Here is a 13,037-nt window from a genome sequence, read left to right as displayed (position 1 = left end):
CCGACGGCTTCGCTCGACTTGCCAAAGGCCGCGCGCAGGCGAATAACGCATATATGCTGTCCCAGAAGACCCGTTACGCCATCCGCGCCCTCCAGCATCTCGCCGACCGATACCGCCAGGGGCCCGTGCCCCTGAACGAGATCGCGACGCGGCAGAATATCCCGGCCAAATTCCTGACCGTGATTCTGTCCGAACTCTCGCGCGAAGGTCTGGTCGCGACCCAGCGGGGCCGGGACGGGGGCTATTGGCTGGCGCTCGCCCCGGTGGATATCAGCTATGGCGACATCGTCCGGCTGACGCGCGGATCGCTCGCGTTGACCCCCTGCGCCAGCCGCTTCGCGCATGAAAGTTGCACCAATTGCCTGCCCGAATCGGAATGTCGTCTGCACCGCGTGATGCTGCGCGTGCGCGACGAGACGGCGAAAGTGCTGGACAGCATCAGCCTGGCCGAGCCTTTCGCGGTTGAAGGGGCGGAGTAGGCGCGATTACGGGAGGTCGTTCGCCTATTGTGTCGGGCGATGGGGTGGGTAGGGGAATGTCGGCTACTGGCTTAGCTACACAACAAGACCGACATTCAAGCGCTATGTTATTTTGAAAGAATCGCGATCCTGATAGCAATCGCAAAAAGGGTGGGGGAGGCCAATAAAAGGGCGATTGCAGGGGCAGCAAATGCGCCAGCCCCATCGTACGGTCCGCCTAGAAGCCAATATGCCCCTGCGACATAGACGATAATCCACGGCAAAAACCATCGTAAGGATATTAGCGCCGTCACGGCCAATGGGCCAAATGCAATTGCTGCAATTTTCAATAACAGCAGGGTTGCAGCCGACATCAGTCAAACTTTCCAGTCATTCGAGCGCTGCGAAGCTATGGCGGATCGAAATAGACCACAAGGTCCGCTTGTAGCGCTCCGGCCGCTGCTTTGGAATGCCCATTTCTGGTGGCCAGCAGACCACCACATCTTAGCCTCCCGCAGCGCCCATCCAGGCAGGACTTGCACATGCCTGCCTCGTCCGCCACATCGGGGCCATGACCACGCCGCCGCTCAAAGCCGTCCTCATCCCCGTCACCCCGCTCCAGCAGAATTGCACGCTCTTCTGGTGCACCGAAACGATGCGCGGCGCCTTCGTCGATCCGGGCGGCGACCTGCCGGTGCTCAAGAAGGCGGCGGCCCAGCATAGCGTGACGATCGAAAAGCTGCTCGTCACCCATGGCCATATCGACCATTGCGGGCAGGCGGGCGTGCTGGCGCGCGACCTCAATGTCCCGATCGAGGGGCCTCATGAGGATGACCGTTTCTGGATCGATCGCTTGGCCGCCGATGGCGAGCGCTGGGGCGTGCCGGGCGAGAGTTTCGAGCCGGATCGCTGGCTCAAGGATGGCGATCAGGTCAGCGTCGGCAATCTGACCTTCGACGTTTTCCATTGTCCTGGCCATACGCCGGGGCACGTCGTCTTCCACCACGCGCCGAGCAAGCTGGCGATCGTCGGCGATGTGCTGTTTCAGGGGTCGATCGGCCGCACCGATTTCCCGCGCGGCAATCATCAGGATCTGATCGACGCCATCACCGGCAAGCTCTGGCCGCTGGGCGGCGACACCGCCTTCGTGCCCGGCCATGGCCAGATGAGCAATTTCGCCCATGAGCGCCGGACCAATCCCTTCGTCGCCGATTCGGTGCTGGCGCGATAGTTGGTTTGAGAATGTGCTTTCGCACATTCTGCCAATCAACGCGCCGCCATCGTCGGCGGCGCGGGAAATTCCCGCGTCGCGCTGTAGGCCAGGCCGAGCGCCGTGGCTGCGATGGCCAGCATCACGCCCCATGTCAGCAAGGCGCCCCCGGCGCGGAGCGCTGTGGGCTTGTCGGCATCCATGCCGAACGCATGGGCGACCCGCGCCGCCACATAGACCAGAGCGCCGATCCACAGCCACAGCGATGCGCCCGCCGCCATCTCGACGAGCGCGAAGAGAATCAGCACGATCGGCGTATATTCGACGAAATTCGCATGGGCGCGCATTCGCTTCGCCAGCAGGCCATGCCCGGCGTCGCCATGCAGCACCTTGTCCCTGATCCGGAAACGCGCGCAGCGAATCGCCAGCCACATATTCAGCAGCGCGCAGGCGGCGGCAAAGGTCAGCGTGATCGGCAGCAGCATAATGAATTCCCTGTTGTCTGGCTGCCACAGCCTAGAGCGCCATGGCGCAGCGGCAAGACCAAAGGGGAGGGGCAAAGGGCAAGGCCGGGGGACAGGAAGGGCTTGCGCCTCCGGCAAAAACCGCTATAGGCGCAGGGCTTCGCGATCATCCGGCCGCATGGGTCTGCGGCGCCGTTGGCGTCGGCATCCTGTGGAAACCGGCCAGTCGCACAACCTGATTGTTATTTGGAATAAGGTGCCGACATGGCTGTCCCTAAGCGCAAAACCTCTCCCTCCAAGCGCGGCATGCGTCGCAGCCATGATTCGCTGCGCGTCGAAGCGTTCAACGAATGCTCCAACTGCGGTGAACTGAAGCGTCCCCACAATCTGTGCGACGCTTGCGGTCACTATAACGGCCGCGAAATCGTCGCTGTCGGGGCGTAAGCCCGTCTCTCTACTCCGCAAAGGGGTGAATTAAAGTGTCCAGCCAACCGCGAATCGCAATCGACGCGATGGGCGGGGATGAAGGCGTGCGCGTGATGATGGCGGGGGCTGCACTGGCCCGTCGCCGTCATGACGGTCTTCGCTTCACCCTGTTCGGCGACGAGGAGCGGATCAAGGCGGCGCTCGACCATCACCCCAATTTGCGGGCGGCGTCGGAAATCGTCCACGCCGATACGGTCGTCGATGGCTCCGACAAGCCGAGCGTCGCGATTCGCAAGAAGAGCAGCTCCATGGCCAAGGCCATCGCCGCCGTGAAAGCGGGGGAGGCCGGCGCTGCCGTGTCCGCCGGCAATACCGGCGCGCTCATGGCGATGGCAAAGCTTGCCCTGCGCACCATGCCGGGCGTCGATCGTCCCGCGCTCGCGGCGATGCTGCCGACGCTGGGCGACAATGACGTCGTCATGCTCGACCTGGGCGCCAATACCGAGTGCGACGCCCGCAACCTCGTCCAGTTCGCGGTGATGGGGGCGGCCTATGCCCGCATCGCCTTCGACCTCGACCGGCCGCGCGTCCGCCTGCTCAACATCGGCACCGAGGAACTCAAGGGCACCGACGAGATTCGCGACGCCGCCGCCGTGCTGCGCGCCGCTGATGCGCTGCCCCTCCAGTTCGACGGCTTCACCGAAGGCGACAAGATCGCCCGCGGCGACACCGATGTGATCGTCTGCGACGGTTTTTCCGGCAATGTCGCGCTCAAGACGGCGGAGGGCACCGCCCGCTTCGTCACCGACGTGCTGCGCAAGGCGTTCACCAGCTCGATCCGCTCGAAGATCGGTTTCCTGATCTCGAAGCCGGCCATGTACATGCTCAAGCATCATCTCGACCCCAACAACCATAATGGCGCGGTTTTCCTGGGCCTCAACGGCGTGGTGGTGAAGAGCCATGGCGGTGCGGACGAAAAGGGCGTAGCCAATGCCGTGCATGTCGCCGCGCGGCTGCTGGAAGAAGATATCACGCGTCGCATCGCCGCCGACATGGCGGGGATAGAAGGCCTGTCGGCTGCCGCGTCGAAGCTGGAGCTGCCCGTCAAGTGATCCGCCGTTCGATTCTCCTGGGGACGGGTTCGGCCCTGCCCGAACGCATCGTCACCAATGCGGAACTGGCGCAGACCGTCGACACCAGCGACGAATGGATCGTCGAGCGCACGGGCATCCGCACCCGCCATATCGCGGGCGAGGGCGAAACGACCGCGACGCTCGCCACCGACGCCGCGAAGGCCGCGCTGGACGCCGCCGGCATCGTCGCGCAGGACATCGACCTCATCATCCTGGCGACGGCGACGCCCGACCAGACCTTCCCCGCCGCCGCGACCAAGGTGCAGGCGGCGCTAGGCATCAACGATTGCGTCGCCTTCGACGTCGCCGCCGTCTGCTCGGGCTTCCTCTACGCCGTCACCGTGGCCGACAGCATGATCCGTTCGGGCGCGGCCAACCGTGCGATCGTGATCGGCTCGGAAACCTTCAGCCGCATCCTCGACTGGGAAGACCGCACCACCTGCGTCCTGTTCGGCGACGGCGCCGGCGCGATCATATTGGGCGCGGAGGAAAGCGAGGAGGGCCATCGAGGCATCCTGGCGTCGAAGCTGCACGCCGATGGCCGCCACAACCAGCTTCTCTATGTCGATGGGGGTCCGTCGACGACTCAGACCGTCGGCAAGCTGCGCATGAAGGGACAGGAAGTGTTCCGCCATGCCGTCACCAACCTCGCCTCCGTCCTAAACGAAGTGATGGCGCAGGCCGGCCTGCCCGCCGGCGACATCGACTGGCTGGTCCCGCACCAGGCCAATGCCCGCATCCTCGACGCCACCGCCCGCAAGCTGAAGCTGTCGGCGGACCGTGTCGTCATGACCGTCGACCGCCATGCCAACACCTCCGCCGCGTCGGTTCCGCTGGCGCTCGACCTGGCCGTGCGCGACGGCCGGATCAAGGCCGGCGATCTCGTCGTGCTGGAGGCCATGGGCGGCGGTTTTACCTGGGGCGCCTGCGTCCTGCGCGTCTGATCCCTCTTTTTGGGACCATCTTGCCGAATCATCGCGAATCAGTCAGATTCGGGACGGATCATCGGGGGGTGATCGCTACGATCAGGCGAGAGGGAACAGGGAAAATGACTGGCACATTGACGCGCGCGGATCTCGCGGAGACGCTGAATCGCAATGTCGGTCTATCACGCGCCGAAGCGGCGACGCTGGTCGAGTCCATTCTCGATCATATGTCGGCGGCGCTGGAGCGGGGCGAGAATGTCAAGATTTCGAGCTTCGGCACCTTCGTCCTGCGCGACAAGACGCAGCGCATGGGGCGCAACCCGAAGACCGGCGTGGAAGTGCCGATCGAGCCGCGCCGGGTGCTGACATTCCGGGCCAGCCAGACGATGCGCGACCGGGTGGCCTGATCGACGCCTCGATCTACCACTTTTTCCACTTTCCTTGTGATTTGGTACAGTTGACCTGACCGGGATGTTGGGTGCAACATCCTTGTCATGAAAAAAGCGGAGGGGGCATTCCTTACCATCAGCGAGCTGGCCGGCGAGCTTGGTCTGCCCCAACATATATTGCGTTATTGGGAAACGCGCTTTCCCCAGTTGCGGCCACTCCAGCGGTCGGGCAATCGCCGCTATTATCGGCCCGACGACGTGGTGCTGGCGCGCCGCATCCACCATCTGCTCCATGTCGAGGGGTTTACGGTCAAGGGCGCGCAAAAGGCGCTGACCGACGGCAATGGCGAGGCGCTGCCCGAAACCGCACCGGTTGCACCGCCGGCCGATGATGACCTCCTCGCCCGCCTGGAAGCCGTCCGTGCCGCCCTGGCGGCGGCGCTCAAGGTCTGACGCGGCTTACAGCATCCGGGTGTAGATCAGGTCGCGGAACGGCACGTCCCCGACCATGAAGACCATGTCGCCGATCTGCGCAAAGCCGTGCCGGGCGTAGAAGCGTCGCGCCCGCTCATTCTGCGGATAGACGGCGAGCAGCAGCCGCTTGGCACCACGTCGTCGCGCTTCTTCCTCGACCAGCCCCATCAGGGCATCGCCCCGGCCGCCGCCCTGCCATCCCGCGAGCAGGTAGATGCGCTTGAGTTCCAGATCCTGTGTCGCATCGGTCGGCACCGGCAGGTCGGGCGGCATCATCATCGCATAGCCCACCGGCGCGCCGAGCGGCGTCTCGCCGATCAGGATCGTCTGTTCCGGGTCGGCCAGTGCCGCCTCATAATAGGGCGCCCCATGCGCGCCCTGGATATGGGCGAGCAGCGCCGCGCCCGGATGGTCATGTGCGAAACTGGCAAGGAATGTCGCGCCGCCCAAAATGGAGAGCGCTGCGGCATCGCCCGGTTCGGCGCGGCGCCACAGGATCGGCGTCACGTCAGCGCGATCCCGGCCCCAGCGCGGGGTCGAGGTCGCGCGGGCGGGTGAAGCTCGCCAGCGTCGCGCCACCGGCTGCCGCCTGGCGCCATTTGTCGATCGCAAACTCCATGACCGCCAGGCTGGCGGTAGGCAGCTTGATCTCCACATCTTCGCGCAATGTGCTGCTGCCGTCATCCGGGACCAGATCGAGGATCAGTTCCTCGAAGCCCGGATTATGTCCCGCCATCAGGACGTTTTCCGCATTGTCGGGCAGGTCGCGCACGACGTCGAGCAGCGTCGCGGAGGAGGCGAGGTAGATGCGGCGGTCCCAATGGGCGTCCAGCGTCTCGCCATAGCCTTCGAAGAAAGTGTCCAGCGTCTGCGTCACCCGCACCGCGGGAGAGGCGACCAGATAGTCGAAACCCATGGCGCGCCGGGCGGCGAACTGGCCCATCAACAGCGCGGCCTTTTCCCCCCGCCGGTTCAGGGGCCGGTCGAAGTCGCGCGCCACCGGATCGTCCCAGTCCGATTTGGCATGGCGCAACAGGGTCAGGCGTTTCATTTTATCTCCTGTCGGGGCAAGCCGGATTCGTATCCCTGATGCCCGAAGCCGGCCGCTTCGCCAAGGCTTTCGCGGCGGGTTCCCGCGCTTACGGCGATGATTGCCTCGTCCAGCGTCAGGCGGCGGACCGGCGTGCCGGGCGGAAAGGCGCTCAGCAACCGGCTCGGCATGGCGGCCGAAAGGATGACGAAACTGCCCCGATCCTCGGCCCTTCGGATGAGGCGGCCGAAGGCCTGCGCCAGCCGTGCGCGGATCAGCCGGTCGTCATAGGCATTGCCGCCGCCCGCCAGCCTGCGAGCGGCGTGCAGCACGGTCGGCTTGGACCATGGCACCCCCTCCATCACCACCAGCCGCAGCGAATGGCCCGGCACGTCGACGCCATCCCGCAGTGCGTCGGTACCCAGCAGCGAGGCGCGCGGATCGTCGCGGAAGATGTCGACCAATGTCCCTGTGTCCATCGGATCGACATGCTGGGCGTAAAGCGGCAGCCCCGCGCGCGCCAGCCGGTCGGCGATCCGGGCATGGACCGCGCGCAGTCGCCGGATCGCGGTGAACAAGCCGAGCGTCCCGCCGCCCGCCGCCTCGATCAGCCGGGCATAGGCGCCGGACAGGGCGGCGATGTCGCCACGCTTGATGTCGGTGACGATCAGCACCTCGGCCCGGTCGGGATAATCGAACGGGCTGGCCGCCTCGAACCGCTCGGCGCCATGGGGCAGGTGGACAGCGCCACTGCGCGCCTCCGCATTGCTCCAATCGCCCCCGCCCTTCAGCGTCGCCGATGTCAGCAGCACGCCCTGCGCGGGTTTGAGCACCGTTTCGGCCAGCGGCCGCGTTGGATCGAGCCAGTGGCGGTGGATGCCGATATCATATTCGCGCCCCTCGACCCGGTCGACCGTCATCCAGTCGACATAGTCCGGGTCCGCCGGCCCGCCGATCCGCGCCAACAGCGCCAGCCAGGCCGCAATCAGGTCGCGCCGCCAGCCGAGCGAGGCCACCGCCCCCTCGATCCGCGCCCGCGCCGCGCCGTCCAGCCAGTCGGGCGCGTCCTCGATCACCGCCTCCAACCGCCGCGCCAGCCGCACCAATGGTTTGATGAGGGCATCCAGCGCCAGCGCTGCTTCCTGCGCGGCCTCGACCAGCGCGCCGTCGGGTTCGGCCAGTTCCGTCTCCAGCCCATATCCGGCATCCGCCTCGCCCGCCGCTTCCGCACGGGTATAGACCGTGCCCCGCACCGCGGCGAGCAGCGCTTCCAGCGGCCCGAACGGTTCGCCCGCGACCACCCGCTTCAGCCAGTCGTCGGCGGGCAGCGCCTGCGCCGCGTCGATCGCCGCGCGAATCGCCTGTCCGCCTTCCTCGTCATAGCTGGCAAGGTCCGACAGGCGCGCGGCGAGGCCCCGCCGCCGCCCGCGCGATCCGCCCTCCGGCCCCATGATCCAGCGGCGCAGCTCGATCGCCTCCTGCCCCGACAGCGCAACCGAGAAGGTCGAATCGGCCGCATCGAACAGATGATGGCCTTCGTCGAAGACGATGCGCTGCGGCCGCTGCCCCGTCTCCCGCCCGCGCGCGGCGTTGATCATCACCAGCGCATGATTGGCGATGACGATGTCGGCATCGGCCGACGCGCGCGCCGACCGCTCGATGAAGCATTTGCGATAATGGGGGCAGCCCGCATAGATGCACTCGCCCCGCCGATCGGTCAGCGCGGTCGATCCGTTGCGGCGGAACAAAGTCGGCAGCCAGCCGGGCAGGTCGCCGCCGATCATGTCGCCATCCTTGGTGAAGGCGGCCCAGCGCGCCACCAGTTGCGCCAGGATCGCGGCGCGACCGGAAAAGCCGCCCTGCAACGCATCCTCAAGGTTCAGCAGGCAGAGATAATTTTCCCGCCCCTTGCGCACCACCACGCGCCGCGCGGCGACGGCAGGATCGGGGAACAGGCGCAGCGATTCGCGGTCCAGTTGCCGCTGCAACGCCTTGGTATAGGTCGATACCCACACCGTCCCCTGAGCTTCGCCGGCCCAGAGCGAGGCGGGCGCGAGATAGCCCAGCGTCTTGCCGATACCCGTCCCAGCTTCGGCCAGCAGCATGTTGGGCTGGTCGCGATAGGCGCGCGGGCGGAAGGCGGCGCTGGCGGCGGCGGCATAGGCGCGCTGGCCGGGGCGCGGCTCCGCGCAGACACCGGTCAGTGCATCGAGCCGGGCGACGACCTGTTCTTCGGATAGATTGACGGTGCGCGGGGCAGGGCGGGGCTGCGCTTCCTCCCATTCGGGCAGTTTGGAAAAGAGCCAGCGTTCGGCCTCGCGCGGTTTGGGGATGCGCGGCGCGACCAGAGGCGACCAGGGCCAGCGCAGCCGGTGCAACGCCTGCGCCGCCGTCCAGCCGCCCTCGCGCTCCAACCATTCGGGCGTCGTAAGCCGCGCCAGCAATATCGCCGTCGCCTGTTGCAGCAGCGCGGGAATATCGCCTTCATTACCCGGCGCGGGCAGGCCCAATGCTTCCGCCAGCCCCTTGGGCGTCGGCACCAGAAAACGGGCCGGGTGGAGGAAAGCCCATAGTTCCAGCAGGTCGAGACCGTTGAGTTCGGGATAGCCGAGGCGCTGCCCGGTCAGCGGCGCATTCAGCAGCAGAACCGGCGTTTCGGCCGCGCGCGCTATCGCCTGCCCCTTGGCCAGCGCCTGGGTGCGGCCGTCTTCGCACAGCCAGATGCCGCCATGGCTGGCGTGGAGTGCGGGCAATGAGGCTGGATCGATCACCCGCCCGGTTTAGGCGAACGGGAACAAAAGGAAAACCTGTTTCAGTTCGCGCGGCGTCCGAATCCGCCCGTGATCGGCCCGGGGCTGGTGCGCGGCTGGAACGCAACCGGCGCGCGTTTCGCTGCGCGGGCCAGCTCCAGCTGTTCGTAGAAGGGGCCGTCGGTCAGTTCATAGGGAAAGCGGATACCCATCCGGTCTTCTTCGGACCATTGCACCGTGCCGAACACGATATGGCCGTCCAGATCGAGCTGGCACTGGGAGCGTGCGGGCAATGTGCAGCCGACCACCTGTGCGCCGCCTTCGCTCAGATCGACGATCGACCCTTCCAGGCTGTCGAGCACCGTCGTGACCACGATGGGGATATCGACGGCAATGCGTTCGCGGCTGCGTGTGATGTGCATAGTGCCTCCAATCCTATCGACTTTCCCTAAATGAAGTTAAGCAATATTTAAATTGAGAACAATTCTTAACATGCTTTTGCCTGCAAACACCGTTTTCTTTCGCGTCGTCCGGAGGTAGGGGCTTGGCGCATGACCGTGTCCGAACTTCTCCGCACCGCCGCGCAGGCGTCCAAGGCCTGGCCCTATGAGGAAGCCCGCAAGCTCCTGAAGCGCTATTCCCCAAATGGATCGGAGGGCGGCGCGCCGGAGAAAGGCCATATCCTGTTCGAGACGGGCTATGGCCCCTCGGGCCTGCCGCATATCGGCACCTTCAACGAAGTGCTGCGCACCACCATGGTCCGCAACGCCTTCCATGCGTTGTCGGACATTCCGACCCGGCTGGTGGCGTTCAGCGACGATCTGGACGGCTTCCGCAAGGTGCCCGACAATGTCCCCAACCAGGCGATGCTCAGCGAGTATCTGGGCAAGCCGCTGACGCAGGTGCCCGACCCGTTCGAGAAGTTCGAAAGCTTCGCGCATCACAATAATGCGATGCTGCGGGAGTTTCTCGATAGTTTCGGCTTCGACTATGAATTCGTCTCCGCGACGGAGCAATATAAGGCCGGCGCCTTCGACGAGGCGCTGCGCCAGGTGCTGCGCCGTTATCAGGCGATCATGGATATCATGCTGCCGACCCTGCGCAAGGAACGGCAGGCGACCTATTCGCCCGTCCTGCCGATTTCGCCCAAGAGCGGCATCGTCCTTCAGGTGCCGGTCGAGGTGATCGACGCCGAAGCTGGTCTCGTCCGCTTCATGGATGAAGGCGAGACGATCGAACAGTCGATCCTCGGCGGCGGCGCGAAGCTGCAATGGAAGGTCGACTGGGCGATGCGCTGGTATGCGCTGGGCGTCGACTATGAAATGGCGGGCAAGGATCTGATCGATTCGGTCACGCAATCGTCGAAGATCTGTCGCGCACTTGGCGGTCGCCCGCCCGAGGGTTTCAACTATGAGATGTTCCTCGACGAAAAGGGCGAGAAAATCTCCAAGTCCAAGGGCAATGGCCTCAGCCTCGAACAATGGCTGACCTATGGCCCGCAGGAAAGCCTCGCCTTCTACGCCTATCGCGAGCCGAAAAAGGCGAAGCAGCTGCACATGGGCGTGATCCCGCGCGCGGTAGACGAATATTGGCAGTTCCGCGGCAACTATCCCAAGCAGGCGATCGAGCAGCAGCTCGGCAACCCGGTCCATCATATCCATGACGGCAAGCTGCCCGAAGGCGAGCTGCCAGTGACTTTCGGCCTGCTGCTGAACCTCGTCGGCGTGATGGGCGACGCCAGCCGCGAACAGGTCTGGGGCTATCTCCAGAATTATGTCCCCGGCGCCAGTGCGGAGACCTATCCCGAACTGGATGCGCTGATCGGCCATGCGCTGGCCTATCACCGCGATTTCGTCGCCCCGACGCTCAAGCGCCGCGCGCCCGACGCCAACGAGGCCGCCGCGCTACGCCAGCTGGACGACCAGTTGGCCGCGCTGCCGGCCAATGCTTCGGCGGAGGATATCCAGAATATCGTCTATGCCATCGGCAAGGAGGAGGCATTCGGCTTTGCCGAGCTGCGCGACTGGTTCAAGGCGCTTTACCAAACCCTGCTGGGCGCCGATCAGGGGCCGCGCATGGGCAGCTTCATCGCCCTCTATGGCATCGACAACAGCCGCAAGCTGATCGCCGAGGCACTGGCCGCATAATTTATCGCCGGCATTGAGGCCAGAAGGGGAACATTCGGGCCGGATTTGCGTTTGCGCAAACGGTCCACCCCCCTTTCGGACTGGTGCTGCGTCGCAAGGCGCATCATCGGCCGCGTGCGCCTGGAAACGGGCGACGCGGCCAAGGGGCGGGAAACACAGAAAGGGCCCCGATCGGGGCCTTTTCCTTTTCCTGTTCGCGTCGGCTTACCAGAAGAAGCCGCGATGCACGTCCATCACCCGACCGGTGCGGACATTGACCAGCAGCACGTCATTATAGTGGCGCACCCAGCGCATGTTCGCACCCGGACGGGGCAGGCGATAGCGGTAGGGATCGGCGATATAATAGCGCGAGCTGTAATAGGTCGGACGCAGTTGCGCGCCACGGTTCCAGGCATTGTAGCGGAAGGGCGCACGCCAGTTGCCGCCGCGATAGACGTCGCGGTGCGAGCGGCGATAATCCTGCCAGTCCTCGCGCGCTTCCTGGCGGGCGTCACGTACGTCGCGGCGCGCCTCGCGGACATCGCGGCGGTCGCCATGGCGCTGCGCCTGGCGCAGGTCGCGCTGTTCCTCGCGCAGGCGCTGTTCGCTGCGGCGCGCTTCGCCATAGGACTGGGCCGAAGCGACGCTCGGCACGACGGTGGCGGCCAGCAGGCCCAGAATGATGAACTTACGCATATCTTGTCTCCCATTCGGTTTGGCGGCGGCGCCCTTTCCGAAGGGCTGGGCTCCTGCGCCAACACAAGGAGATATGCAGCCAGCCGCCTGAACGGACCGGGAATGAAGCAGTCAGATTCCAGTCATTTATGTCGCAAATTGTATCGGGGAGAAGATGGAATGCGCGAAAGCACATTCTCAATCCAAATCATCCCCAGGGCCGTTCGCGGAACCATTTGGTGACGACATATTTGGTCCCGCGCTCCACCGGTTTTGCGGCGTGCAAGCTGTAGCGGTTGGGCGCCCCGTCGCGGTCCATATTGTTCCAGATCAGGATCATCCCCTCGACCGGGGGCACCATGAATTCGCATTGCGGGAAATGTGTCTCGCCCCCGGCCTCGACCGGCGACAGATAGATCATCGCCGTCCAGGTCCGCTGGCCGCCGGTCGTGCGCATCCGCTGCCAATAATCGGCCGTCACCGGGAAATAGTCGCAATGGACCTTATATTCCTGACCCTGCGTATAGCGCTGCCCCTGCAATGTTTCGCCATGATTGGCGGGCAGCCCCGTGAGCGCGCAGATGCGGGCGGTGATGGTTTCGACCAGCGGATTCCAGGGGCTGAGGTTGCCGCTGTGGCTGGTGCGATATTCGGCATTGGCGCTGCCCGAAAAGAGCGAGGATGGCTTGGCGCTGGCGTCGATCAGTTCGCGCAGGCCCGCACATTCCTCCGCGCTGAGGAAATTCTGGCGGCCATAGATTTCCAGGTTGGGCGCATCGATCCGGCTCACCATCGGATTGCGGTCGAGGCGCGCGCGGACGCTGTCGCCAAATTGCGCGCGGGCGGTCGATGCTATCCCGCCATCGTCGATCATCTCGGTCATGCGTCTGCTCTGCCACAGCAGCGCCCCCCAAGAAAAGACCCCGGCGCGTCGCCACGCCGGGGTCAGTCACTCCTGAAGGCCAGTTCAGGAAGC

16 protein-coding genes are annotated in these 13,037 nt (G+C 65.2%); 8 read left to right on the top strand and 8 right to left on the bottom strand.

All coding sequences use genetic code 11. The features are described from left to right. Positions 1-53: 53 nt before the first annotated feature. On the top strand, positions 54-479 hold the full coding sequence (locus tag DM806_RS16550; protein WP_179044284.1) for an RrF2 family transcriptional regulator: 426 nt from the start codon (positions 54-56) through the stop codon (positions 477-479). Positions 480-586: 107 nt separating this feature from the next. Here the strand turns inward: DM806_RS16550 and DM806_RS16545 are convergent, their stop codons facing one another. Further along, complete coding sequence (locus tag DM806_RS16545) at positions 587-832, bottom strand: hypothetical protein (RefSeq protein ID WP_179044283.1); 246 nt, start codon at positions 830-832, stop codon at positions 587-589. A 197-nt stretch (positions 833-1,029) separates the two neighbouring features. Between DM806_RS16545 and DM806_RS16540 the strand changes: the two genes are divergently transcribed. Further along, positions 1,030-1,689: an MBL fold metallo-hydrolase gene (locus DM806_RS16540; RefSeq protein WP_179044282.1), complete on the top strand. Its 660-nt coding sequence runs from the start codon at positions 1,030-1,032 to the stop codon at positions 1,687-1,689. Positions 1,690-1,724: 35 nt separating this feature from the next. Here DM806_RS16540 and DM806_RS16535 read toward each other — a convergent pair whose 3' ends face one another. Continuing rightward, on the bottom strand, positions 1,725-2,153 hold the full coding sequence (locus DM806_RS16535; RefSeq protein WP_179044281.1) for an MAPEG family protein: 429 nt from the start codon (positions 2,151-2,153) through the stop codon (positions 1,725-1,727). A gap of 243 nt (positions 2,154-2,396) precedes the next feature. Between DM806_RS16535 and rpmF the strand changes: the two genes are divergently transcribed. The 5 genes from rpmF (at position 2,397) to DM806_RS16510 (ending at position 5,459) form a co-directional block, all read left to right on the top strand. Continuing rightward, on the top strand, positions 2,397-2,576 hold the full coding sequence (gene rpmF, locus DM806_RS16530) for a 50S ribosomal protein L32 (protein WP_056690759.1): 180 nt from the start codon (positions 2,397-2,399) through the stop codon (positions 2,574-2,576). Between the two features lie 68 nt (positions 2,577-2,644). Continuing rightward, positions 2,645-3,670 (top strand): phosphate acyltransferase PlsX, encoded by a 1,026-nt coding sequence (plsX, locus tag DM806_RS16525; protein WP_218647532.1) that lies wholly within the window; start codon positions 2,645-2,647, stop codon positions 3,668-3,670. After that, positions 3,667-4,635, top strand: coding sequence for a beta-ketoacyl-ACP synthase III (locus tag DM806_RS16520; RefSeq protein ID WP_179044279.1), 969 nt, complete (start codon positions 3,667-3,669; stop codon positions 4,633-4,635). Before plsX ends, DM806_RS16520 begins: the two co-directional genes overlap by 4 nt. A gap of 104 nt (positions 4,636-4,739) precedes the next feature. Then, positions 4,740-5,024, top strand: coding sequence for an integration host factor subunit alpha (gene ihfA / locus DM806_RS16515; protein ID WP_179044278.1), 285 nt, complete (start codon positions 4,740-4,742; stop codon positions 5,022-5,024). An 87-nt stretch (positions 5,025-5,111) separates the two neighbouring features. Continuing rightward, positions 5,112-5,459 carry a MerR family transcriptional regulator gene (locus tag DM806_RS16510; RefSeq protein ID WP_179044277.1) on the top strand — a complete coding sequence of 116 codons (348 nt, stop codon included), beginning with the start codon at positions 5,112-5,114 and terminating at the stop codon, positions 5,457-5,459. A gap of 6 nt (positions 5,460-5,465) precedes the next feature. Here the strand turns inward: DM806_RS16510 and DM806_RS16505 are convergent, their stop codons facing one another. Genes DM806_RS16505 through DM806_RS16490 form a run of 4 tightly spaced genes read right to left on the bottom strand, consistent with a single transcriptional unit; the run spans position 5,466 to position 9,682 of the window. Then, entirely contained in the window at positions 5,466-5,987 is a 522-nt protein-coding gene (locus tag DM806_RS16505; protein WP_179044432.1) for a GNAT family N-acetyltransferase, read from the bottom strand. Position 5,988: 1 nt separating this feature from the next. Next, positions 5,989-6,531 carry a SixA phosphatase family protein gene (locus DM806_RS16500; protein WP_179044276.1) on the bottom strand — a complete coding sequence of 181 codons (543 nt, stop codon included), beginning with the start codon at positions 6,529-6,531 and terminating at the stop codon, positions 5,989-5,991. Continuing rightward, on the bottom strand, positions 6,528-9,281 hold the full coding sequence (locus DM806_RS16495) for an ATP-dependent DNA helicase (protein ID WP_179044275.1): 2,754 nt from the start codon (positions 9,279-9,281) through the stop codon (positions 6,528-6,530). Before DM806_RS16495 ends, DM806_RS16500 begins: the two co-directional genes overlap by 4 nt. Before the next feature lie 41 nt (positions 9,282-9,322). Then, on the bottom strand, positions 9,323-9,682 hold the full coding sequence (locus DM806_RS16490) for a PilZ domain-containing protein (protein ID WP_179044274.1): 360 nt from the start codon (positions 9,680-9,682) through the stop codon (positions 9,323-9,325). A 129-nt stretch (positions 9,683-9,811) separates the two neighbouring features. On the opposite strand from DM806_RS16490, the gene DM806_RS16485 reads away from it, so the two are divergent. Further along, positions 9,812-11,407 (top strand): lysine--tRNA ligase, encoded by a 1,596-nt coding sequence (locus DM806_RS16485; RefSeq protein WP_179044273.1) that lies wholly within the window; start codon positions 9,812-9,814, stop codon positions 11,405-11,407. 204 nt (positions 11,408-11,611) lie between these two features. Here DM806_RS16485 and DM806_RS16480 read toward each other — a convergent pair whose 3' ends face one another. Beyond that, complete coding sequence (locus tag DM806_RS16480) at positions 11,612-12,082, bottom strand: RcnB family protein (protein WP_179044272.1); 471 nt, start codon at positions 12,080-12,082, stop codon at positions 11,612-11,614. A 187-nt stretch (positions 12,083-12,269) separates the two neighbouring features. Beyond that, positions 12,270-12,944 (bottom strand): prolyl hydroxylase family protein, encoded by a 675-nt coding sequence (locus DM806_RS16475; RefSeq protein ID WP_179044271.1) that lies wholly within the window; start codon positions 12,942-12,944, stop codon positions 12,270-12,272. Positions 12,945-13,037 lie beyond the last annotated feature (93 nt).

This window comes from Sphingobium lactosutens (genome assembly GCF_013393185.1).
Lineage (GTDB): Bacteria > Pseudomonadota > Alphaproteobacteria > Sphingomonadales > Sphingomonadaceae > Sphingobium > Sphingobium lactosutens_A.
The sequence above is the reverse complement of the archived record's forward strand: the minus strand, read 5'-3'. Positions and strand labels throughout refer to the sequence as shown.

Coding starts and splice junctions, on each gene's coding strand:
- DM806_RS16545 (WP_179044283.1), bottom strand. CDS start 832: ATGTCGGCTGCAACCCTGCTGTTATTGAAAATTGCAGCAATTGCATTT.
- ihfA (WP_179044278.1), top strand. CDS start 4,740: ATGACTGGCACATTGACGCGCGCGGATCTCGCGGAGACGCTGAATCGC.
- DM806_RS16475 (WP_179044271.1), bottom strand. CDS start 12,944: ATGACCGAGATGATCGACGATGGCGGGATAGCATCGACCGCCCGCGCG.
- DM806_RS16485 (WP_179044273.1), top strand. CDS start 9,812: ATGACCGTGTCCGAACTTCTCCGCACCGCCGCGCAGGCGTCCAAGGCC.
- DM806_RS16490 (WP_179044274.1), bottom strand. CDS start 9,682: ATGCACATCACACGCAGCCGCGAACGCATTGCCGTCGATATCCCCATC.
- DM806_RS16500 (WP_179044276.1), bottom strand. CDS start 6,531: ATGAAACGCCTGACCCTGTTGCGCCATGCCAAATCGGACTGGGACGAT.
- DM806_RS16540 (WP_179044282.1), top strand. CDS start 1,030: ATGACCACGCCGCCGCTCAAAGCCGTCCTCATCCCCGTCACCCCGCTC.
- DM806_RS16510 (WP_179044277.1), top strand. CDS start 5,112: ATGAAAAAAGCGGAGGGGGCATTCCTTACCATCAGCGAGCTGGCCGGC.
- rpmF (WP_056690759.1), top strand. CDS start 2,397: ATGGCTGTCCCTAAGCGCAAAACCTCTCCCTCCAAGCGCGGCATGCGT.
- DM806_RS16480 (WP_179044272.1), bottom strand. CDS start 12,082: ATGCGTAAGTTCATCATTCTGGGCCTGCTGGCCGCCACCGTCGTGCCG.
- DM806_RS16535 (WP_179044281.1), bottom strand. CDS start 2,153: ATGCTGCTGCCGATCACGCTGACCTTTGCCGCCGCCTGCGCGCTGCTG.
- plsX (WP_218647532.1), top strand. CDS start 2,645: ATGGGCGGGGATGAAGGCGTGCGCGTGATGATGGCGGGGGCTGCACTG.
- DM806_RS16550 (WP_179044284.1), top strand. CDS start 54: ATGCTGTCCCAGAAGACCCGTTACGCCATCCGCGCCCTCCAGCATCTC.